25 protein-coding genes are annotated in these 20,852 nt (G+C 43.1%); 7 read left to right on the top strand and 18 right to left on the bottom strand.

Features of this window, described 5'->3' with window-relative positions; all coding sequences use genetic code 11:
* Nucleotides 1-24 precede the first annotated feature (24 nt).
* The 5 genes from WKI49_02995 to WKI49_02975 form a co-directional block, all read right to left on the bottom strand.
* The gene (locus tag WKI49_02995) at nucleotides 25-231 is read right to left on the bottom strand and encodes a hypothetical protein (protein ID MEJ7621471.1); all 207 of its coding nucleotides are present in this window, start codon (nucleotides 229-231) and stop codon (nucleotides 25-27) included.
* Nucleotides 232-288: 57 nt separating this feature from the next.
* Nucleotides 289-1,713 carry a hypothetical protein gene (locus tag WKI49_02990; protein ID MEJ7621470.1) on the bottom strand — a complete coding sequence of 475 codons (1,425 nt, stop codon included), beginning with the start codon at nucleotides 1,711-1,713 and terminating at the stop codon, nucleotides 289-291.
* Nucleotides 1,714-1,726: 13 nt separating this feature from the next.
* Nucleotides 1,727-2,065 (bottom strand): hypothetical protein, encoded by a 339-nt coding sequence (locus WKI49_02985; GenBank protein MEJ7621469.1) that lies wholly within the window; start codon nucleotides 2,063-2,065, stop codon nucleotides 1,727-1,729.
* Between the two features lie 50 nt (nucleotides 2,066-2,115).
* Nucleotides 2,116-2,382, bottom strand: a complete 267-nt coding sequence (locus WKI49_02980) for a hypothetical protein (protein ID MEJ7621468.1) — start codon at nucleotides 2,380-2,382, stop codon at nucleotides 2,116-2,118.
* Between the two features lie 180 nt (nucleotides 2,383-2,562).
* Nucleotides 2,563-3,663 (bottom strand): type IV pilus twitching motility protein PilT, encoded by a 1,101-nt coding sequence (locus WKI49_02975; protein MEJ7621467.1) that lies wholly within the window; start codon nucleotides 3,661-3,663, stop codon nucleotides 2,563-2,565.
* 29 nt (nucleotides 3,664-3,692) lie between these two features.
* Between WKI49_02975 and purC the strand changes: the two genes are divergently transcribed.
* The gene (purC, locus tag WKI49_02970) at nucleotides 3,693-4,391 is read left to right on the top strand and encodes a phosphoribosylaminoimidazolesuccinocarboxamide synthase (GenBank protein MEJ7621466.1); all 699 of its coding nucleotides are present in this window, start codon (nucleotides 3,693-3,695) and stop codon (nucleotides 4,389-4,391) included.
* Here the strand turns inward: purC and WKI49_02965 are convergent.
* The 3 genes from WKI49_02965 to purN are packed head-to-tail and all read right to left on the bottom strand — an operon-like array spanning nucleotide 4,379 to nucleotide 5,938.
* Complete coding sequence (locus tag WKI49_02965) at nucleotides 4,379-4,858, bottom strand: peptidase C39 family protein (GenBank protein ID MEJ7621465.1); 480 nt, start codon at nucleotides 4,856-4,858, stop codon at nucleotides 4,379-4,381. The genes purC and WKI49_02965 overlap by 13 nt on opposite strands.
* Before the next feature lie 3 nt (nucleotides 4,859-4,861).
* Nucleotides 4,862-5,254 carry a PA2779 family protein gene (locus tag WKI49_02960; protein MEJ7621464.1) on the bottom strand — a complete coding sequence of 131 codons (393 nt, stop codon included), beginning with the start codon at nucleotides 5,252-5,254 and terminating at the stop codon, nucleotides 4,862-4,864.
* Nucleotides 5,255-5,290: 36 nt separating this feature from the next.
* Entirely contained in the window at nucleotides 5,291-5,938 is a 648-nt protein-coding gene (purN, locus tag WKI49_02955; protein ID MEJ7621463.1) for a phosphoribosylglycinamide formyltransferase, read from the bottom strand.
* 42 nt (nucleotides 5,939-5,980) lie between these two features.
* On the opposite strand from purN, the gene raiA reads away from it, so the two are divergent.
* Nucleotides 5,981-6,589 carry a ribosome-associated translation inhibitor RaiA gene (gene raiA, locus WKI49_02950; protein MEJ7621462.1) on the top strand — a complete coding sequence of 203 codons (609 nt, stop codon included), beginning with the start codon at nucleotides 5,981-5,983 and terminating at the stop codon, nucleotides 6,587-6,589.
* Between the two features lie 295 nt (nucleotides 6,590-6,884).
* On the opposite strand, the gene WKI49_02945 is transcribed toward raiA, so the two are convergent.
* The 4 genes from WKI49_02945 to leuA are packed head-to-tail and all read right to left on the bottom strand — an operon-like array spanning nucleotide 6,885 to nucleotide 10,619.
* Nucleotides 6,885-7,283: a YMGG-like glycine zipper-containing protein gene (locus WKI49_02945; protein MEJ7621461.1), complete on the bottom strand. Its 399-nt coding sequence runs from the start codon at nucleotides 7,281-7,283 to the stop codon at nucleotides 6,885-6,887.
* 22 nt (nucleotides 7,284-7,305) lie between these two features.
* The gene (locus tag WKI49_02940) at nucleotides 7,306-8,037 is read right to left on the bottom strand and encodes a menaquinone biosynthesis protein (GenBank protein MEJ7621460.1); all 732 of its coding nucleotides are present in this window, start codon (nucleotides 8,035-8,037) and stop codon (nucleotides 7,306-7,308) included.
* A complete protein-coding gene (gene trpD, locus WKI49_02935) occupies nucleotides 8,037-9,050 on the bottom strand; it encodes an anthranilate phosphoribosyltransferase (protein MEJ7621459.1) in 1,014 nt (337 codons plus the stop codon). Before trpD ends, WKI49_02940 begins: the two co-directional genes overlap by 1 nt.
* Nucleotides 9,051-9,059: 9 nt before the next feature.
* Entirely contained in the window at nucleotides 9,060-10,619 is a 1,560-nt protein-coding gene (gene leuA / locus WKI49_02930) for a 2-isopropylmalate synthase (protein MEJ7621458.1), read from the bottom strand.
* Nucleotides 10,620-10,797: 178 nt separating this feature from the next.
* Here leuA and WKI49_02925 point away from each other — a divergent pair, with 178 nt between their 5' ends.
* The 3 genes from WKI49_02925 (at nucleotide 10,798) to lpxI (ending at nucleotide 13,084) form a co-directional block, all read left to right on the top strand.
* Entirely contained in the window at nucleotides 10,798-11,637 is an 840-nt protein-coding gene (locus WKI49_02925) for a hypothetical protein (GenBank protein ID MEJ7621457.1), read from the top strand.
* 107 nt (nucleotides 11,638-11,744) lie between these two features.
* A complete protein-coding gene (gene folE / locus WKI49_02920) occupies nucleotides 11,745-12,305 on the top strand; it encodes a GTP cyclohydrolase I FolE (GenBank protein ID MEJ7621456.1) in 561 nt (186 codons plus the stop codon).
* On the top strand, nucleotides 12,302-13,084 hold the full coding sequence (gene lpxI / locus WKI49_02915; GenBank protein MEJ7621455.1) for a UDP-2,3-diacylglucosamine diphosphatase LpxI: 783 nt from the start codon (nucleotides 12,302-12,304) through the stop codon (nucleotides 13,082-13,084). The genes folE and lpxI overlap by 4 nt, the downstream gene beginning before the upstream one ends.
* Here lpxI and WKI49_02910 read toward each other — a convergent pair.
* A complete protein-coding gene (locus tag WKI49_02910) occupies nucleotides 13,072-14,727 on the bottom strand; it encodes an ABC transporter ATP-binding protein (GenBank protein ID MEJ7621454.1) in 1,656 nt (551 codons plus the stop codon). The genes lpxI and WKI49_02910 overlap by 13 nt on opposite strands.
* 26 nt (nucleotides 14,728-14,753) lie before the next feature.
* Between WKI49_02910 and WKI49_02905 the strand changes: the two genes are divergently transcribed.
* Entirely contained in the window at nucleotides 14,754-14,996 is a 243-nt protein-coding gene (locus tag WKI49_02905; protein MEJ7621453.1) for a hypothetical protein, read from the top strand.
* 12 nt (nucleotides 14,997-15,008) lie between these two features.
* On the top strand, nucleotides 15,009-16,217 hold the full coding sequence (locus WKI49_02900) for a bifunctional 3,4-dihydroxy-2-butanone-4-phosphate synthase/GTP cyclohydrolase II (protein MEJ7621452.1): 1,209 nt from the start codon (nucleotides 15,009-15,011) through the stop codon (nucleotides 16,215-16,217).
* On the opposite strand, the gene WKI49_02895 is transcribed toward WKI49_02900, so the two are convergent.
* The 5 genes from WKI49_02895 to WKI49_02875 form a co-directional block, all read right to left on the bottom strand.
* Nucleotides 16,209-17,195: an ATP-binding protein gene (locus WKI49_02895; GenBank protein ID MEJ7621451.1), complete on the bottom strand. Its 987-nt coding sequence runs from the start codon at nucleotides 17,193-17,195 to the stop codon at nucleotides 16,209-16,211. The two genes, WKI49_02900 and WKI49_02895, sit on opposite strands and share 9 nt — an antisense overlap.
* Nucleotides 17,182-18,264 (bottom strand): 5-(carboxyamino)imidazole ribonucleotide synthase, encoded by a 1,083-nt coding sequence (locus WKI49_02890; protein ID MEJ7621450.1) that lies wholly within the window; start codon nucleotides 18,262-18,264, stop codon nucleotides 17,182-17,184. Before WKI49_02890 ends, WKI49_02895 begins: the two co-directional genes overlap by 14 nt.
* A 9-nt stretch (nucleotides 18,265-18,273) precedes the next feature.
* Nucleotides 18,274-18,501 (bottom strand): DUF2905 domain-containing protein, encoded by a 228-nt coding sequence (locus tag WKI49_02885; protein MEJ7621449.1) that lies wholly within the window; start codon nucleotides 18,499-18,501, stop codon nucleotides 18,274-18,276.
* A 75-nt stretch (nucleotides 18,502-18,576) separates the two neighbouring features.
* Nucleotides 18,577-19,707, bottom strand: a complete 1,131-nt coding sequence (locus WKI49_02880; GenBank protein MEJ7621448.1) for a nitronate monooxygenase family protein — start codon at nucleotides 19,705-19,707, stop codon at nucleotides 18,577-18,579.
* Between the two features lie 47 nt (nucleotides 19,708-19,754).
* Nucleotides 19,755-20,765: a ribonuclease H-like domain-containing protein gene (locus tag WKI49_02875; protein ID MEJ7621447.1), complete on the bottom strand. Its 1,011-nt coding sequence runs from the start codon at nucleotides 20,763-20,765 to the stop codon at nucleotides 19,755-19,757.
* Between the last annotated feature and the right edge of the window lie 87 nt (nucleotides 20,766-20,852).

Below are 20,852 nucleotides of genomic sequence, written 5' to 3'. Positions count from 1 at the left end.
CAATATTGAATTTGATATTGTATATCATAAACCACCCTCCTCCTTTTCGTCAAGCCTCTTACCTGCAGACTCTATGAGCTTTTTAGCACCAAGGTATACCACCATCCCTACTACCACTGCAGAAGAGCCTATACAGGCAGGACAGTGTCCACATCCACAAGCGGACATATAGCCGAAGGCTCCTACAGAGGGAGCAAGGGGAAGGGTTTTTATAAGGGTTTTCTTAAGCATGACTCACCTCCTATTAGTCTGTTCAAAGGCGGGGGCAAAAGCCCCCAACTTAGAGCCTTAGAAGGGATGAGCACCGTGAGCACCTATGGCGAAGTTAAACTGCAGGATAACTTCCTTGACTGGTTTTCTCTTTTGACCCTCATAGAAGGCTCTGTTTTCTCCTACCTGTAGCCTTATGCGAGAAAACTCGGTGGGAGTGTATTCCAACATGGCATAGTATGCAGGTAGGTTATCTGGAGCCCATACAGAGTTTCCTCCTACCTTTACGCTGTTTTTGTTTATGAGCTCGTATCTAACGCCTGCCCTCCACTGCTTGTGAAACCTACCTACAAGTTGAGCGTAAAAGCCAGCCTGTTTTCTGTCCACTGTTCTGGTGACCACATTGCCTTGTTGGTTAAAGCCATACCTTGTGCCATCCTGGTCTCTATACATGTATTCTCCCTGCAAGGCTACATACCTTACGCCGTCTATCTGATATCTGGCGGTAAGGTCAAAACCATAGAGCTTTGTTTTTGCATCCAGCCCGTGGTCGTGGTGAGAGTGTCTGTGCTTGCCTTGAGCGTATGAAAGTCCTGTGAGGATGGAGAGGTTTCCTATATCAAAAGAGGTCTTTATGTATCCCACATAGAGGTTTGGCACAGGTTTGTCTTCAAGCTCAAAGGTGTTGCCCGTATTTGGGTCAGTTATGGTAAAGCCCTTGTAGCCAAAGCTTTGGTCGTTTTCACCTTGTAGCACCTCTACACCAAAGAGGAGATAAAAGGGTGTAGGTGCAAGCCATGTTATGCCTATACCCTTTTCTGTAAGACCATCATCCCCCAGAAAGACCTTATTTGGCAGTGGCAATGTTGCAAAGTCCCAAGCGTGTGGGTGTTGTGCGTTTAGCCTTCCAAAGCCACTTCTAAACTTACCCACTTTGAGTTGAAAGCCCCCAGGCAAGCCCCTCGTAACCGCATAAGCCTCCTCTATCTCTGCACCATGCTCTGAGAAGGGTATGGTTGCATAAAGGTCAAAGTATGGGTCAACGGGTGCGTAGAGGTATAGCTCGCCGTAGTTGAGGTTAAAGCCTCTCTTTTCGTTAAGCATGCCGTGTCCGTGGTCTCCATGGTCGTGCCTGTGCCAAAGTCTTGGAATTCTGAGTTTTTCATATTCCTCATCCTTTCTGTTTCTGGCTACCGCAGAAAAGTCCAATATAAAGGATATGTCTGGCAGAAAGGCAGTCTGCCTGAAAGGAGAGACCTGATAAGCCTTTAGCCTTTCGTCAAACTTAGCTCTTAGCTGTAGGCTTCTGTCCGCAGGCTCTGGCTTTTCTGAGGGTTTTTCCTCGGGTTTTGCCTGCTGAGCCTTTTCCAAAGCCTGTATTTTCCTCTCAAGCTCTTGGATAAGCCTTCTTTGCTCCTCTAACTGACGCTTTAGGTCCTCAAGGTTTTCCTGTGCAAAGGTAAAGCTAAATATTCCTCCAAGAAGCAATAAGGCTTTTCTCATGGCTATAACCTCCTTATAGTGTTATTACTTGTTCAACGCCTAATTGCTGGGCTTTCCCATACAGGTTTGGAAAGCATCCTATGGTTGCACCCTCCACCAGCTTGTCTGCAATGTTTCTCTCATAGCAACACTGGTCGCATCCCATAAGGAATCCTATCTTGCCCTCCCTGAGGAGCTTGGCAAGCCTTTCACCTATGGGATTGCCCTTGACTAACACATAGTTGTTGTCAAGAAAGAAAAACATTCCTGCTACCTCTACAGGGTGAGCGTCGTTCTCCAGCTGTGGGAGTATCATCCTCCCAAGTATGTAGCTGGCACTGTTTGGTGTGCTAAAGATATACAAAACTTTCATGGCAAGCACCTCCTTTGGTAGTTTTTTAGGTGTAAGGGGTCGGTAAGTGTCTAAGAGGTTGGAGGTGCCCGCCCGTAGGTGGTCTTTAAGAGAGGTCTAAGGGGTAAAGTTTGAAGGCAAGGCTCAGTCTTTACAAAAAAGGTTATAAGCCTGAGTTTTACTGAAGGTTGATAGCTTGGAGCATCTGTTTGAAGGTTTTGGATTATACAAAGGGAACAGTCTATATGAAGCTCATGGTCTTCGTGATGGTGCTCCGCAGAGGCAAAGTCCGCAAAGAGCAATAAAAGGACGCTTAGAAGGGAGACCAAGAGTCTCATATTGAAAATGATTTTAACATTCACAATGTCAACTGTCAAGGCTCGCTTGAGTATATCTCCACAACTCCTCCGTAGGCTTCTTACCCTCTATATTGAAAATGTTGACGACTATAAGGCAGAATTCGGAACGTGAATAGTTGCAAAGGCAAGTAGCTCCTACATCTCACTTTAAACACCTATTCATACTCCTTTTCCTATCATTCTTTCCAACTCTTTTATATCTGGCGAGTATTTATAGGCATCTTCAAGGGATATAAGACCAGCTCTGTAAAGTCCATAAAGGGACTGGTTCATAGTTTGCATACCCGTTTGAGCTTGACCACTTTGCATTATGGCATAAATTTGCTGAAGCTTATTCTCCCTTATAAGGTTTCGTATGGCAGTATTTGGTATCATAAGCTCATATGCAAGGACTCTTCCACCTCCAATTTTTGGTAGTAGTCTTTGAGATATAACGCCCTGAAGCACAAAAGAAAGCTGTATTCTTACCTGCTCTTGCTGTTCTGGAGGGAATACGTCTATTATTCTCGTAATGGTGGATATGGCAGTGTTTGTATGAAGTGTTCCAAAAACGAGGTGCCCCGTTTCTGCAGCCTTTAGTGCTATTTCTATTGTCTCAAGGTCTCTCATTTCACCCACAAGAATGACATCTGGGTCTTCACGCAAGGCAGCCCTAAGAGCGTCTGCGAAGCTGTAAACATCCTCACCTATCTGCCTCTGGTTTACTATACTCTTTTTATGCGGAAACACGTATTCTATGGGGTCTTCAATAGTTATAATGTGATAGGGAAAGTTTTCATTTATGTAGTTTATCAACGCTGCAAGGGTTGTAGTTTTTCCAGATCCCGTAGGACCAGTCACGAGAACAAGACCCATACTTTTATAACAAACCTCTAAAACCTTATTACTTAAACCTAAATCCTTAATGTTTGGTATCTTATTAGGAAGCCTTCTAAAGACCGCTGCAATACTTCCTCTTTGATAAAAAACGTTAGCTCTGAATCTACCAAGGTCTTTTATACCAAAAGAAAAGTCCACTTGTCCACTTTCTTCAAGTGTTTTTCTGTGTCTTTCAGACATGACAGAATAGGCGAGCGCCTGAGTCATCTCTGGTGTTAATATAGGATACTCGGCGAGTTGTGTTATTTTTCCATCAATCCTTAGCGTTGGTCTTGCACCCGCTGTTATATGTATGTCGGAGGCATTTGCCTGAACAGCTTTATGGAGTATATCTATCAACTTTACACTCTGCACCGCTTCAATTCTCTGTGTTGGTGTCATCTTACCCTCCTTGCTATAAAATACATTATATGAAACTTCTCTATGAGGGCAAGGCTAAAAAGGTCTACGAAGTTGACAAGGATAAATGCTTGATATATTTCAAAGACACTGCAACAGCCTTTGATGCTACCAAAAAAGCCGAAGTGGAAGGCAAGGGTATTCTTAACAATGCCATATCAAGTTTACTGTTTAAATTGCTGGAAGAAAAGGGTGTGAAAACTCATTTCATAGAGCGTGTCTCTGAGAGAGAAATGCTTGTTTGGAGAGCAAAGAGGCTTGATTTAGAGGTGGTAGTAAGGAATATAACCGCAGGTAGTATATGCAAAAGACTTGGCTTCAAAGAGGGAGAAAAGCTAAAAAAACCTTTGGTGGAATTTTTCTACAAAAATGACCAACTACATGACCCACTCATATGCATTGAGCATGCGGTTCTTCTTAATATAGCGGACAAGAGGACTTTAAAAGATATAGTGAAAATAGCCCTCAAGGTAAACACCATACTAAAAAGCTTCTTTAAGTCGCACGGTCTTTTATTGGTGGACTTCAAGTTAGAGTTTGGAAGGCTTCCGGAAGGCACTCTTGCAGTGATAGATGAAATATCTCCAGACACATGCAGGCTTTGGGATGCAAAGACGGGAGAAAAGTTAGACAAGGATAGGTTTAGGTTTGACCTGGGAGACCTGCTTGAAGGCTACAAGAAGGTGTTTGAAAGGGTTCAAGGTGGATAAACTATCAAAGCGGTCCTTCCCATTCTGGACCAAATCCTATCAAGTTCCTTGGCTTTAATGGGTTTTCTATCTTCATAGCCTGTGTGGAGATAAAAAACATCTCCATCGTATCCTACTACTACTACATAATGAGGTATGCTTATCCAAAATCTACCAAGGTCTACAAGTAAAATGGGTGGTATGTCTTGGTCTATATAACTTTTTATTTCTTTGAGGTTTAGGACTTTTGTTTCAGCTCTTAAACCCTTCCTTCGTGCATAATTTTCAAGGTCCGTTATGAGCGCACCTTTTAGCTTAGGGTTGTAGACCTCTTTTCCTATATCTTCTTGAGAAACCTCTATACCATAGTAAGAAAGAACAGCACTTAAAGAGGCAGGACCGCAAAACTGGTCCTGCTGTTTAACGAAGGGAACATCAAGACTTTTTGAGTATAGCAAAAGAGGAAAGAGAAGTAAAAGGAGAAACATTCTTCACCTTATAATAATCTCCTTATTGAGAAGTTTAAGGAGTATTACAAGAAGTATAGCTATTATGAGTATACCTATGGCGGTACCAATTGCATCACCACCAGCAAGAACCCTATCAGAAGCTTTTGCCAATATATGTATTTGCTCATCACTTAGCTCTGAGAGTTTACTTTCTATTTCCTCTTTTGTAAGACCGTATGCCTTTAGCTTCTCTTGCAGTTGCTTACTCTCTAAGGCTCTCTGGATTTTGGCTATATCTTCCTCCCTTTTTATGTTGAGAGATTCAGAGGCAGGCTTTGAACCAACAAGTCCGGCAATTGCTGGAGCAGAGTTAAAAGTAAAAAACCACCCAGCTATGCCGATTACAAGCAAAGGTTTTCTAAAAAATCTCAACATTTTCCACCTCCTTGCTGGTTTGCTTAACAATTATAATCAAAAATCTTCAAGTTCTGGGTTGAAGGGTAGGTTTCCATATCTTGCACCTTCTACTATAACTCTTCTTCCTTCAACTTTTACCCTTCCCTCTGAAATCCACTTTATGACCTGTGGGAGAATTCTGTGTTCGTAATTTAGTATCCTTTTAGAAAGGCTCTCTTCTGTGTCTTCTGGGAGAACTGGCACGCACGCCTGAGCTATAACTGGACCATTATCCAACTCTTCTGTAACGAAATGAACAGTGCAACCAGTTATCCTAACGCCATATTCCAAAGCCTGTCTTTGGGCATGCAATCCCTGAAAAGCTGGTATAAGAGATGGATGTATGTTTATCACCTTCATGGGAAAATGACTAAGAAAAGTGTTAGAAAGGATACGCATAAAGCCAGCAAGAACAACCAAGTCTACTTCCGCATCCTTTAAAGCTTTGACAATAGCCTTCTCAAACTCTTCTTTACTTTGAAAGTCTTTTCTCTTTATAACTCTGTAAGGGATGCGATGCTTCACACACCTGTCTATTGCTTGAACACCTTCTCTGTCGGATATAACTAAGGCTATCCTGTCTTTTAGCTTCCGATTCTCAATGGCATTTATTATTGCCTGGAGGTTAGAACCACGCCCTGATACAAGAACTCCTAAATTCATGGTATCATATTCTACTCTATGTAAAGTCAGAGGAGGTAAAAAATGAACGTAGAGTTCATAGGTAGGGGCATTGAGTGGACAGATGCAATGAAAGCCTTTGTGGAAGGTAAGCTTGAAAAGTTTAACAGGTTTCTGAAGGAAGCGGAGGAAGACCAGGTGGAGGTAGTAGTGACGCTCTCTACGTCAAGGGCAAAGCAGAAAGGCTTTGCAGGCGATAGTAGACCAACCTTGTATAGAGTTGACATGGATATATATCTGAAGACCTGGGGTGGTGGTGCCTTGCATGCGTGGGATGAGGATGTTGACCCTTTCTCAGCCCTTGACAGGGTTATGGACGAAATAGAAAGACAGCTCATAAAACTAAAGCAAAGAAGGCATGAGCTAAGACGTAAGGGACATAGGATAAAGGAGGAAATGATAAGGGAAGAAATAAGACCTCACGAACCGGAGGAAAGACCTCTTATAGTGGAAGAAGAACTTGTAATAGAGAAGCCTATGAGCGTGGAAGATGCGGTCTTTGAACTTCAGGAATCTGGAGTTTATTTCCTCCCATTCATTGATGCAGAGACAGGCACGCTTAGGATAGTATACAGGAAAAGAGGTGGAAATTACGGAGTTATAAACACCAAGTGTAAGGGTTTTGGCGACTAGTCTTTGAAAAATGTTGACCAACGAAGACAAATGTTGTGCCTCTTTGGTTTTTAAAGCGGGGTGCGGAAGGTGAATACCGACAAAGGCTCGCCTAACCGTGTTAGGTGAGATTGGTGTTTACACTGCACTCTGCAAGCCCTTATCAGGTGGGTATAAAAAGCCTTCTTGATGAGCGGTATTAGTGCCTTTGGAGTAAGGCTATTTTTGTCGGTGAACCCTAAACCCGAGATGGGATAATGTCCCTAAAAGGGATATTTGTCTATGCTAAGGGATACTCTATGAGGGGGTAGCCCCCTTAAGGGCATACCTCCCTTTCTTCAACCTTTACCACTTTGCCGTTTTGATAGTAGGTGGTCCTTACGATTCTACAGTTACCCCTTGAAGCCACAGGCTCGGCATATACCCTTTCTCTTCCATCTTCAGACCTATACTCCACTGGTTTATTTTGCATGGCAGCTTCCCTTGATGCTCTTGCAGCCACTTCAGTTATTGTTCCTCCTATAACCGCACCTAACGCACCACCTATGACCGCACCACGCCATCTGTTTTCTTTATCAATGAGAGCTCCTGCTACAGCACCGCCTGCTGCTCCTACAGTGGCACCCTCATAGGTTCTCTGTGTGGTTACTTGACCACAGGAAAAGATAAAACCTGCGGAGAAAGTGGTAAAAAGGATAATCGCCTTCTTTCTCATACTTACACCTCCTTGCTTATAATTATAAGACGTTTTTCCTTAAAATTTCATTAAAAATTTCCAGAGACCTCCATGCTCCTTGGTCAAGTCCATAGTCAAGACAAAGGGTAAAGTAGTCCTTGATGTATTCTTGTCCATAACCGTGAACTTCAAGGTTTCCTTCTTTTAAGTCTTTGAAAAACTCCTCCTTTGACCTTTTACACTGTTCCCATATAAAGCCTTCTAACCACTCTGGAGCATCTCTTCTTACTAAAAAAAGGGCAAAGACAAAGGGAAGTCCGTATAGGCGAAACCACTCTTCGCCAAGGTCATATACATACTGCCACCTGTTGGAAGATTTTTCCCTTATAGCTTCATCACCTATTAACATAAGAGCATCCGCATCATCTTTGGCTTGAACTATGTTTGGACTGTTTTTGTATACTTCCTTCACTATATATAGGGCAAGCAGTTTGGATGTCATAGAGGCAGGAGTTAGGTATAAACTTTCTATAAACTCAAGAGGCTTTTTGGAAAATATAAGGACAGAGCAAGCCTTTTCCTTTGAGGATATGGATACATCAGGGACAACCCTGTAGTTTTCTGGATAGAGCAAAAACTCCACAGAGGAGACTATACCAGCTTGTATATGACCTTCTCTAAGTTTTTTTACAAGCTCTGAGGGATGACCTTCTACCAAGCTCACTTTGGAATTGTCCCATCGGTAGAAAAGAGGTAAAGTGTTCAAGTAACTTACTTTACCTACACTTATCATTAAACCTTTCTTGAAAGCTCTATAAACTCTTGCAGTTTTTTGTAGGCTTTTCCAGAATGGATGGATTCCTTTGCCATATCAAGGGCAGTATTTCTGTCCTCTGTAGCTCCAGAAACAAGTATTCCAAACATGGAATTTAATAAAACCATGTAGTATGCAGGTGAAACCTCACCCTTTAACACAGAGAGCACCATTTTTGAGCTTTCATCCACAGAAGATACCCGTATGTATTCAATGGGATAAGTCTTAAAGCCCACCTCTTCTGGATGAAAGTCATACAAAAAGACCTCACCATCCTTTAACTCCGCAATACGCGTAGGTGCACTTATGGATACCTCATCCATACCATCCTTTCCATGCACTACAAAGGCTCTTTTTATTCCCATACCTTTTAGGGCAAAGGCTACCTTGTCCACAAGATGGTCGGAGAAAACTCCCAAGAGCTGTCTTCTTGCATCCGCTGGATTTGAAAGGGGTCCCACCAAGTTAAATATGGACCTTAAGCCTACTTCCCTTCTTGGACCTATGACCCTTTTCATGGCAGGGTGAAACATAGGAGCAAACATAAAGCCTATTCCTATCTCTTCTATGAGTTTCTTTACTTGTTCCGCATTGAGGTCTATTTTTGCTCCAAGATACTCTAACAGGTCCGCACTACCACTCTTTGAAGATACAGACCTATTACCATGCTTGGCAACCCTTATGCCAGCACCCGCTAAAACAAAAGCAACCGCAGTAGAGACATTGAAAGTCTCCGTCATATCGCCACCCGTTCCGCAGGTATCCACCAAGTTTTCCTTGTCTGTTATTTCAACCCTTGTTGCTTTTTCTCTGAAAAAGCTCGCAGCACCCTCTATCTCCTCTGGCGTTTCTCCTTTCATCTTTGTGCCAATAATAAAGGCACCTATCTGGGCGTCGGTGGCTCTACCTTCCACTATGTCCTCAAGGGCTTGTCTGACTTCTTCCTTCGTAAGGTTTTGAAACTCAGAGAGCTTTCTTAGTATTTCCTTCATAGTTAGAAATTATACAGTGCCTTCTCTCCTTAGGCTTTCCCTTGAAACTATGTAGCTTTTCCTCATAATAGCCCTGTTGAGCGCGTCCACAAAACCGCTTACGCTTGCTTTTATTATATCCACATCAACTCCTCTTCCGCTTGCCTTAACTCCATCCAGCTCTATCACAAGCCTTGATTCCGCCTGAGCGTCCGTGTTAGGAGTTAGTGCTTTGATAGAAAAGTCCAAGAGCTTAGGTTCTACTCCAAGGGCTTTCTGTATTGCTCTTATTATGGCATCTACGGGTCCATTACCAGTAGAGGTGGCGGTTCTTTCCTCTCCCTTATAGGTGAGCACCACGGTAGCGGTAGGCAAGAGCTTGTCTCCTGTCTGAACTTGATAGTGGATAACCCTTATGGGCTCTTCCTCTTCATGCTTTACAAACTCCTCATAAACCAGTGCCTCTATGTCCTCTTCGTATACCTCCTTCTTCTTGTCCGCAAGGGCTTTGAATTTCTCAAAAATCCTGTCTAAGTCTTCCTCTGAAAACTCAAAACCCATTTCCTTTAACTTGCTCCTTAGGGCGTGCCTGCCGGAGTGCTTTCCGAGGATTATGCGAGTTGAGGGAAAGCCTACGTCCTCTGGGGACATAATCTCGTAGGTGAGGGGGTTTGAAAGCACACCATGCTGGTGAATGCCAGACTCGTGAGCAAAGGCGTTATCACCTACTACCGCCTTATTGGGTTGGACAAAACTGCCTGTAATCCTACACAAGAGCCTGCTTGTCCTATATAGCTCTTTGGTGTTTATGTTGGTGTATAGACCTCCGAAGAAGTCCTTGCGAACCTTCAAAGCCATAACTATCTCTTCCAAGGCTGCGTTTCCTGCCCTTTCTCCTATACCGTTTATGGTGCACTCTACCTGTCTTGCTCCGTGCTTTACCGCTATAAGAGAATTGGCAACCGCCATCCCAAGGTCGTCATGACAGTGAACGCTTATTATTGCCTTGTCAATATTTGGAACATTGTTTCTTATACTCTCTATAAGGTCCGCAAACTCCTCTGGAACTGTATAGCCAACGGTGTCTGGTATGTTTATAACGGTAGCACCAGCCTTTATGGCGGTCTCTATTACCTTGTACAGAAAATCCCTCTGACTTCTGGTTGCATCTTCGCAAGAGAACTCCACATCGTCGGTAAACTTCCTTGCGTATTCTACCGCTCTTTTTGCCCTTTCTAAGACCTCTTCTGGAGACATCCTCAACTTATACTTCATGTGTATTTCAGAGGTGGCTATAAAGGTGTGAATCCTCTTTCTCTCTGCTGGTGCAAGAGCTTGACCTGCCAGCTCTATGTCCCTTTCTAAAGCCCTTGCAAGGGAGCATATTATGGGTCCTTTTACTTCTCTTGCTATGGTTTGAACCGCTTCAAAATCCCCCTTTGATGCTGCAGAAAAGCCTGCTTCTATTACATCTACGCCAAGTTTTGCAAGCTGTTGTGCCATCTGGAGTTTTTCCTCTGTGGTCATTGAAAAGCCCGGTGCCTGTTCTCCATCTCTCAGCGTTGTGTCAAAGATATATACTCTGTCCATCCTTTACCTCCTTGTAAATGATAATAATTCGCAATTTACCTTCTGTCAAGAGCCCCTCTTTCAAAAGGTAGTTATCCCAAAACTATAACTTTACGCTAAATTACCTCGGCTGTCAGGTTTTATCAAAATCTTCGGTTTTGTTATTAATCATGAAGAAAAACTCTAAGGAGGGAATGCAATGAGAAAACTTGCACTTACTTTCCTTGCCTGCGGGCTTGGAGTGTCATCCGCTTTTGCGGAAACAGGTTTTAAACTGCGTGAGACCAGTTTTAGCCTTTCGGTTAGGGACTTTAGCTGGAAGGAAACGATTGATGGCAAGAAGATGGTTCATGAGAAGGGTAAACTCTATGGCATAGTGGGTGAGGAAGAGCGAAGGCTTTTTGGCACTGTAGACTACAGACTCAGAGGAGAGATATATGCTGGTAGGGTTGACTATAAGGGACATGCGGTAGAGCCTGATACGGGAGATATGTATCCTATAACTACTAAAACCACATACTTAGTGTTTGACATTGAAAATAGTTTTGGAAGAAAGTTTATGTTCAAGCAAGGCAATGCGGATATTTCCATATTTCCCTATGTAGGTTTGGGAGTGCACTTTTGGTTTAGAGAAAGTGATGATGCGGAGTATATAGACGAGAATGGAAATCCACAAGTGGCCTCTGGATATTTGGAGGTTTACAGAGTAATATATTCTCCCATCGGTCTGCAAACAAGGCTGAAATACAAAGGGGTGGATATAACTCTCTACGGGCAATACCACTATAACTTCTTTATAAGGGAATGGGTAGATATAGGGGATGGTGCAACCTTAAAGCCAAAGAGAGGTAATGCCTATAGAATTGGGGCAAAGGCTGGATATAAGTGGTTTTTTGCGGAGGTTTTCTATGACTACATGCATCTGAAAAAATCTAACACTGTGACGGTAGTGGACGAGTTAAGCGGAATTGCTCTTGACATCTACCAACCTGATAGCAAGAGGAAGATGGTGGGGGTTAATGTGGGAATAAGGTTCTAAGATAAAAACCTTATCCTTTTCCGCGGGTGGGGTAGACCGCAGATTACTGCCCCGCCCTGTAAAAAATCATTGAATGCCCTTTCTCAAAACACATATAATTAATGCCTATGGCTATAGACAAGGAAAAAATTAAGCAGGCTATAAGGCTCTTCCTTGAGGGTATAGGAGAAGACCCAGACAGGGAAGGTCTAAGGGAAACTCCAGACAGGGTTGCCCGTATGTGGGAAGAGTTTGAAAGGCAAAGGGAGTTTAATTTCAAACTCTTTGAGGAGTTTGGCTCTTACAATGAGATGGTGCTGGTCAAGGATATAACCATATATTCCTTTTGTGAACACCACCTATTGCCCTTTTTTGGAAAAGCCCACATAGCCTATATACCAGATGGAATAGTATGCGGTCTTTCCAAGTTGGTTAGAAGCGTGCGAGCCTTTGCCCTAAGACCTCAGGTGCAGGAAAGGCTTACAAACCAGATAGCGGACTTCCTTGTGGAACAGCTAAAGCCAAAGGGTGTGGCGGTGGTGCTTGAAATGGAGCATCTTTGCATGTCCATGAGGGGTGTAATGTCTCCGGGGCATCTTACCGTTACGTCTGCTCTTAGAGGCTTATTCCTTAGCGATATAAGGACAAGGGAGGAGTTTTTAAAGCTCATAGGCAAGCATTCTCTATGAAGCTGTGTCTGATAGCTGGCTCTGGAGAACTGCCAAGAGTTTTTCTAAAAAGTGCAAGGGAAAAGGGTGTTGAGGTCTTTGTGGCGGGGGTTAAGGGTATAACGGACCTGCAAGCGGACGAATACTTTCCCTTAGGCAGGATAGAAAGGCTACTCAAAACTCTTGAGAAAAAGGGGATAAAAGACATAGTAATGTTAGGAAAGTTTGAGCATAGTCTCATATTTTCTCACCTTTTGACCCTTGATGAGCTTGCCATAAGGATATTAAGGAAAGCCAAAGATAAAAAGCCTCAGACCCTCATAAAAACGCTCATGGAGGAGCTTGAGGCTCTTGGTTTTGAATTTCCAGACCCAAAGCCTTACCTTGAAGAACTTCTTGCACCTGCAGGTAAGATATCTTCCAAAGAGCCATCTAAGGAAGCCATGGAAGACGGTCTTTGGGGCTTTCCTATAGCAAGACAGATAGCAGACCTTGACGTGGGACAAACTATTGTGGTAAAGGATAAGGCGGTGGTGAGCGTGGAGGCTATGGAGGGCACTCAAAAGGCTATAGAAAGGGCTGGTGAGCTTGCGGGAAAGGGCTGTAGGGTTATAAAGGTGGCAAGAAGAAGCCAAGACTTTCGCATAGATGTGCCTACTGTAGGTCCGAAAACCATTGAAGCGATAAAGAAGATAAAAGGAGATACGCTTTTTGTAGAGTCTGGAAAGGTATACCTCTTGGAAAAAGAAAAGCTCATAAAACTCGCAGACAAGTATGGTATAGCGGTTTATGGACTTTGAAGGAAAAACTCTATGGCGGTTTTTGGCTCACCTTGGAATACTACCCTACCCTCTTTGAAGACAAAAACCCTATCGCACCTTAGTATGTTGGAAAACCGGTGTGCAACGAGCACTATGGTCTTGTCCTTGAACCTCTCAAACAGGTTGTTTAGAACCTCTTCTTCCCTCTTGGCATCAAGGGCGGAGGTAACTTCGTCAAGCAAAAGAACCTCTGGAGACCTCAAGAAAAGCCTTGCAAGAGCAAGCCTTTGCCTTTCTCCACCTGATAGGCTCTTTGGACTTACCTGTTGGTCAAGGTCCTTTACAAAATCACAACCCGCAAGCCTAAGGGCTTCCCAAAGCTCTGCCTCGTCCCTGTCTTCTGCAATAAGGAGGTTTTCTCTAACCGTGCCGGGAAAAACAAAGCTGTCTTGAGACAGAAACAGAAAGAGTTCTCTTAGCTCCTCCTTCTTTATATGCTTTAACTCAAGCTCGTCTACTTTTACACTTCCCTCGTATGGCACAAAACCTGCCAAAACACGCAAGAAGGTGCTTTTTCCAGAGCCCGTATCTCCCATTATGCCTATCTTCTCTCCTCTTTTAATAGAAAGGTTTATGTCTTTTAAAAGCTCCACCCCACCAAGTTCTACCTTGAGTCCTTCTACCTTTATGCCTTGCCTTAAGCTCCTAAGAGGGAGACTTCCCTCCTCTTCCTCCTTTAGGCTAAGGACTTCTCTAATTCTCTGTATAACTGGAAGGGAGGACCTCACCTCCATCACACCCTTTTGAGCCTCCATAAGAGGGTTTTGCAAGAAGACCAGAGCGGTAATGTAGGATATGAAATCCCCAGGGGTTAAGCTACCTTCCACAATTCTATATCCACCGTAGAGTATTACCATAGCAACCACAAAGTAGCCAAAGGTGTAGTTAAAAACAGAATTCATGGCAAAGTATAGCTCCGACTTGAAGCTGGACCTAAAAAGAAGGCTATTGAGCTTTTGGAAAAGATTCTCAAACATGGACTGAGCCTTAAAGCTCCTTATACTATCAAAACCCAAAAAGGAGCTAAAGAGCCTGTCTGTGATGTTGGCATATCCCTCTTGAGCCTTCTTTATGTGTTTGCCTCTTTTTGTGCCAAAATATCTAACCGCAAAGGCAAGAAGGGGAAGGAGAATAAGAAGGCTCAGGGTAAGAACCCAGTCTCTGTATAGAAGCACTCCAAAGAGAAAAAGCACCGTTATAGGCTCTCTTATAAGCTTTATGGCATAGGAGCCTATTAGGTTTCTGTAGAGGTTCATGTCCGATATAACCCTTGAGGCAAACTCTCCTGCGGAGATGCCCATAAAGGCAGAGTAGTCTGCCCTCATGAGCCTCTCAAAGGCTTCAGCTCTTAACTTTTTCATCTCAAGCTCCGTGTATAGAGAAGAAAAGAGCCTAACTGTAAAGTTTCCCAACTGGGAAAGAAGCACCAAACCCATTAGGGCTATGACTATCTTTAATATTTGTTCTCCTTCCCTTAGCAGAAAAACCTTATCCACAAGGGATTTCATTAGAAGGCTTATGCCTGCGGTTCCGCTGGCTTCAAGTATAGAGCCTACAAGGCTAAGGAGTATAAGATGCCAATAGACCCTAAGACGCCTGATAGCCCACTTGATATTCTCCATGTGAAAGACTATTTTATTAGAGAGGTATGGTAAAGTGGATTGTAGGAATAATTTTGGCTTTTATTTTGATAGACCACCTATGGGTTCACTACGGCGGACCCTTGGCGGAGAGACTTAGAGGGGAGTATAGAGAAGAGCTAAAAAAGGGTGCTATTGAGAAGGAGGAGGTTCATCTACAACAATCCTATAGGAAAAGCATAATAGACGAAGTTTGGGAAAGAATAAAAAAGGTCTTAAAAAAGGAAGACACTTCCACCAATAACTCCTAAAGGAGGTTTTGCATGGATTTTAAGTTCAACACCATAGAAGAAGCTCTTGAGGACATAGCTCAGGGGAAGATGGTTATAGTGGTGGATGACCCAGACAGGGAAAACGAAGGCGACCTTGTTATGGCTGCAGAGAAGGTAACACCAGAAGCTATAAACTTTATGGCAAAGTATGCAAGGGGACTTATATGCTTGACGCTAACACCTCAAAGGTGTGATGAGCTTGACCTATATCCAATGGCGGTAAGAAACACAGACCCAAAGGGCACTTATTTTTGTGTATCCATAGATGCTCACCCTAAGTATGGCACTACCACAGGCATCTCTGCCTTCGACAGGGCTATAACCATAAAACTTGCGGTAAGTCCAGATGCAAAACCATCGGACTTTATAAGACCGGGGCATGTGTTTCCTCTTAAGGCAAAGCCAGGGGGTGTTTTGGAAAGAGCAGGGCATACAGAGGCAAGCGTAGACCTTGCAAGGCTTGCAGGTCTTTATCCTGCGGGTGTTATCTGCGAGATAATGAAAGATGATGGCACAATGGCAAGACTGCCAGACCTTATGGAGTTTGCCAAAAGGTTTGACCTAAAGATAATAACCATAGCGGACCTTATAAGATACAGGCTAAAGAGGGAAAGGCTGGTGGTGCGCGAAGCTACCGCAAACCTACCCACAAGGTATGGCTTTTTCAAGATACATGCATACAGACATGTACTCACTGGGGAGGAGCAAGTAGCCCTTACCATGGGTGAGTGGAAGGAGGATGAACCTGTTTTGGTAAGGGTGCATTCTGAATGTCTTACCGGGGATGTTTTTAAATCTCTTAGGTGTGACTGTAGGGGACAGCTTGAAACCGCAATGGAAATAATAGCCCAAGAAGGCAAAGGAGTGCTTGTATACATAATGGGTCACGAAGGCAGAGGCATAGGCATAGTTAACAAGATAAAGGCTTACCAACTTCAAGATATGGGATATGACACGGTGGAAGCCAATGAAAAGATGGGATACCCTGCGGACCTAAGAGATTATGGTATTGGTGTTCAGATACTCCTTGACCTTGGTGTGAGAAAGATGAGGCTTTTGACCAACAATCCTCGGAAGATAGTAGCCCTTGAAGGCTATGGTCTTGAGGTGGTAGAAAGAGTGCCACTTAAACTCCCAGCCTGCGAGCATAATCAGAGATACTTAGAGGCAAAAAAGCTAAAACTCGGACATCTACTCTAAGGGTAAGAACACACTAAAGATGCTCCCCACACCTTCTTTGCTCTGCACCTCTATTTTCCCGCCGTGAGATAAGGCTATATGCTTTACGATAGAGAGACCAAGACCAGTCCCACCTAAGTTTCTTGACCTGGAAGGGTCTACCCTATAGAATCTTTCAAAGATAAAGGGAATATGCTCTTTTGGTATGCCTATGCCAGTGTCTTGAACTTGCAGTTGCACGTATTGGTTTTCTCTTTTGGCTTTAACTTCCACTTTTCCTCCCTCCTTGTTGTATTTTATGGCGTTGTCCACAAGGTTTTTAAGAAGAAGGAAAAGCTTGTCCCAATCTCCTTTAACCTTCAGCTCCTTATCTACGGAATTTATAAGGCTTATGTTTCTCTCTTTTGCCTGTGGCTCTAATAGGTCAAAGACTTCCTCAACTAAGAGCCTAAGGTCCACATCCTCCCTCTTTATTCTTTCCTCACCAGACTCCAACTTGGTAAGTATAAGAAGGTCTTCTACAAGCCTTCTCATGTCCTCAACACGTTTGAGGGCTTTCTCCAAAAATACTTTTTTCTCCTCCCTGTCCTCTTCTTCGTATAGGGTCTCCAAAAGGCTTTTAAGCACCGCTATGGGTGTTTTCAGTTCATGAGACACGTTAGCAACAAACTCCCTTCTTGACCTTTCATACCTTCTTAGCTCCGTTATATCCGAAAAACGAACCACAGTAAGCTCGCTACCTGTAAAGGCATACAGGGTATACTCCCTCTCCTCATGGTCAAAGTTGCAAACCCTGTCCTTTTTCTCTGAGAGGGCTTCCGCAAGACAGCTCACCACTGTAAGGTTGTTGACACACTCATAGTAGGGTTTACCTTCAAAGTTTTCTCTTAAAAGCCTTCTTTTCAATAGAAAATCGTTGCCAAAAACCACCCTTCCTTCCTTGTCAATAAGCAGATAACCCTCACCTACCTGACTGAGAAATTCCTTAAGAAGGCTCATGAGAGTAAAGAAGGTTAACTATCTTCTCAATCCTTTCCTCAAGCTCTTGCTCTGTGCTTGCAATTATGTTTATGTGTCCCATCTTTCTTTTTGGCTTTTTATCCTTTCCATACCAGTAGAGCTTTGTTCCCTCAAGGGAGAGAAGGCTTGACAGGTCTATATCCTCTAAGGAGAGCCCTAAGATGTTAACCATGCCTGAAGGCAGTTTAAGCCTTGTTGAACCCAGTGGAAGACCACATATAGCCCTTAGCAAGTTTTCAAACTGAGAGGTATAGCAGGCATCAAGGCTGTAATGCCCCGTGTTGTGAGGTCTGGGTGCAAACTCGTTTATAAGGACTTTACCATCCCAAGTGTAGAAAAACTCCACCGCCAAAAGACCCACAAGGTTTAAATCCTCCATTAGAGACAAAACTATATCCTCTGCCTCTTTTATGGAAAAACTCCTCGTTTGGTTATAGAGTAAAATTCCTCCCTCGTGGTGGTTTACAGTAAGAGGATAAAGTTTGCTGTTGCCCTTTTGGTCTCTTACACCTATGAGAGAAAACTCAAAGCTAAAATCCACAAACCGCTCTATTAGGAACTTCTCTCCTTCAGTATGATTTTTTAGAATGTCCTCCACATCCTCTAAGTAGTAAACCCTATACTGTCCCTTTCCATCGTATCCTAAACTTTCTGACTTTACCACACAGGGAAGTCCAAAATTCTTTACTTTCTCCCTTAAGTCTTTCCAACTTGCGGTGGTAAACTCTGCGGTAGGATAGCCTCTTTTTCTGTAAAATTCCTTTTCTCTTATCCTGCTCCTTTTTGTCTCAAGCACGTTCAAAGAGGGTGTGGTAAGGTCATAAACCTTTTCTAAAACCTCTTGGTGTATATGTTCAAACTCATAGGTAATAACATCACAAGTTTTTATAAACTCTTCTACCCTATCTGGTGGAAACCACCTGTCTGATATTTTGCTTGCGGGAGACCTGGGGTCTGGGTCAAGGACAAAAAACTCAAAGCCTAACTTCCTGCCCTCAAGGATGGTCATCCAGCCGAGCTGTCCACCTCCAAGGATGCCCACACGCATAAGAAAATTTTACTTCTTCAACAGGCTAAAAAGAAGGGTAAGAAGTAAAGAGAGGACTACGCTCAGTATTATGGAAGTGCCGAGGGGAAAGTAGAAAGTAAAGTTATCCCTTTTTATCACAATGTCCCCTGGAAGTCTTCCAAGCCCAAGGGGAAGTTTCTCAAAGAAGGTAAGCAGTAATCCCAAGATGAGGAGGACAAAGCCCATTAGCAAAAGCACCTTGCCCACCTCGCTCATGCGGTAAGCCTCCTTTTCCTAAAACATTATGAAAGCTATAATTTCTGCAACAGCTCTGTAGAGCTATGCCAGTGTTTATTTTAAAACACCTTCTTCCTCAAGGGTTGGGTCTGGTCTTTTACCGGTGAGTATTTCAATGAGCTCCTTTACACTTATTATTCCTTGCCTTTTAAGTAGGTGTCCGTTTGCACCACTTATGAATATACCCTCCTCGTAGTTTCCAAGCCACGCAGAGCCGAGCCTGTCCGCTATGCAAAAGCCTACCTTCTTAGCTTCTTCTCCCTTGTTGCAGGGTGTTATACAATGAGAAACACAGCCGTTCCACCCATTGTATCCGGCAAGAAGCCTTTCTATAAAGGGTGTTCTTACAACCCTTAGTGGATATCCTACAGGAGATTTAAAGAGAATTATGTCCTCTTCCTCCGCATTAAGCAGTATCTCTTTATATATCGGTGGTGCATCACATTCATGAGTAGCTATAAAACGCGTTGCTATCTGCACACCGCTTGCACCCCTCTCCATGTAGTAGACTATGTCCTTATAGCTCCAAATACCACCAGCCACTATAACCGGAATGCCTCCCCACCTTTGAGCCTCTTCAAGGACGGAAGGGAAAAGGTTCTCAAGTTGATATTCTGGCATAAAGCACTCTTCGTATTTAAAGCCTTGATGCCCTCCAGATTTTGGTCCCTCAAGAACTACCGCATCAGGAAGCCTTTTGTATTTTTTCTCCCAAGTCCTGCATATAAGGTTAAGGGCTCTGGCAGAAGAAACTATGGGAATTAACGCCACATCCGCATCACCTACATATTCAGGAAGCCTGAGGGGAAGACCCGCACCAGATATTATGGCATCCGCACCAGCTTCAACTGCATCTTGTGCAACCCTTCCGTAGTCGGTTATGGCACAGAGTATGTTTACTCCTATAGCACCATTACCTTCCGAAATCCTCTTTGCTTCCTTTATTATCCTTGTGAGAGCTTCCTTGTTGTGAGTGTATATTGACCCTATAGGTCTTCCAAACTTGTCTCTTTTAACAAGCTCCGGGTATCTATAGCCAGTGCCCACCGCAGATACAACACCCACCGCACCCTCTCTTGCTACAGCACCAGCGAGCTTTTCCCAAGAGATACCCACTCCCATCCCACCTTGAATTATGGGAATTGGAACAGTCTTGTTTCTAAGTTTTAAAGGTTTCAAGGACATATTAGCCTCCTGTTTATAAATATATGCCAAGTCCTTGTGAGAGCAAACTAAGTTATCTCTTCTTCGTAGTCTTCCTTTGAGCCTATAATTCTTAGAATCACCTCGTAGCCTAAGCTCTTACAAATATCATTTAGGTTTATGTCCATGTTCTCCAATAGAATACGCAGGAAATATACTTGGTCGTTTGTGGGTGCTATGTATTGGCTGTTATGTTCCTTTTTATAAAGGTCTATAAGGTTTGATACTTCACTTTTACTAAGAAGTCCCTTTCCGAGGGCGTATTCTATAACTTCCTTGCTGTTAGAAAAGCCTGCAGATTTTAACAGGTCAGCAAGAGGTTTGCTTTGGATATAATCTTTAACCCTTTCGTAGAGCATGCCCGTTATGATAGCATCCCTTAGGTTATATTCTGCCACCTTCTTGTATTCCTTATTTAAGAAAGCATCTCTCACCTTTGAACCATCCATATCGCTTTTGTCTATAGAGAGGTTGAGCCTTTTTGCAATAAAGTTGAGAGAGTAGTTATTTCTACCTACATTAAACACTTCCTTTAGGTCTATGTGATTTTGGTTTTTAGAATAGTAGCTTTGATTCTTTGAAGGGAAGTATTTAAAGAAGGCAACATGTTTTATACCCTGTAGTATTGTTCTTATTTTGATAAACTCCATATCAAAGTCCCTTCCATGAAAGGTAATAAGCATATCCACATCTTTTAGCTGTTCCCAAAGGACTTCAAGAAGTCTTTTCTCCGCAGAAAGAAGCCCATCCTTTATAGATAAAGAGGTATATAGGGTTTCTATGTTTCTACTATCTACTGTGATATTGGACTTTTCTTTTTTATCTTCTTCAGCCATATAAAAGACATATCCTACATTCTCCTCCAAGAAGAAGAGAGAAAAGGAAATTAAGAGGGAAACATAAGGGTTTGTTGCAAGGTCTCTGTGAAAGCTCTCTTCAGAGGGATAGTCTTTTCTTCCTTTAAGATATGAGAGCTCTTGTTCGGTAAGTTCCTCTATGGGACAAAAGGTTTCAATGTCAAAGCTAACAACCTTTTTCATATTATCCCTCCCATCTGTATTTTATTTTAAACCAAAAGTTTTACTTATGGAGTGTATAAAAAAGCTTTATTGACCAGAGGCTCTTGG

The organism is Aquificaceae bacterium (assembly GCA_037722135.1).
GTDB classification, from domain to species: Bacteria; Aquificota; Aquificia; order Aquificales; family Aquificaceae; genus Pampinifervens; species Pampinifervens sericum.
The sequence above is the reverse complement of the archived record's forward strand: the minus strand, read 5'-3'. Positions and strand labels throughout refer to the sequence as shown.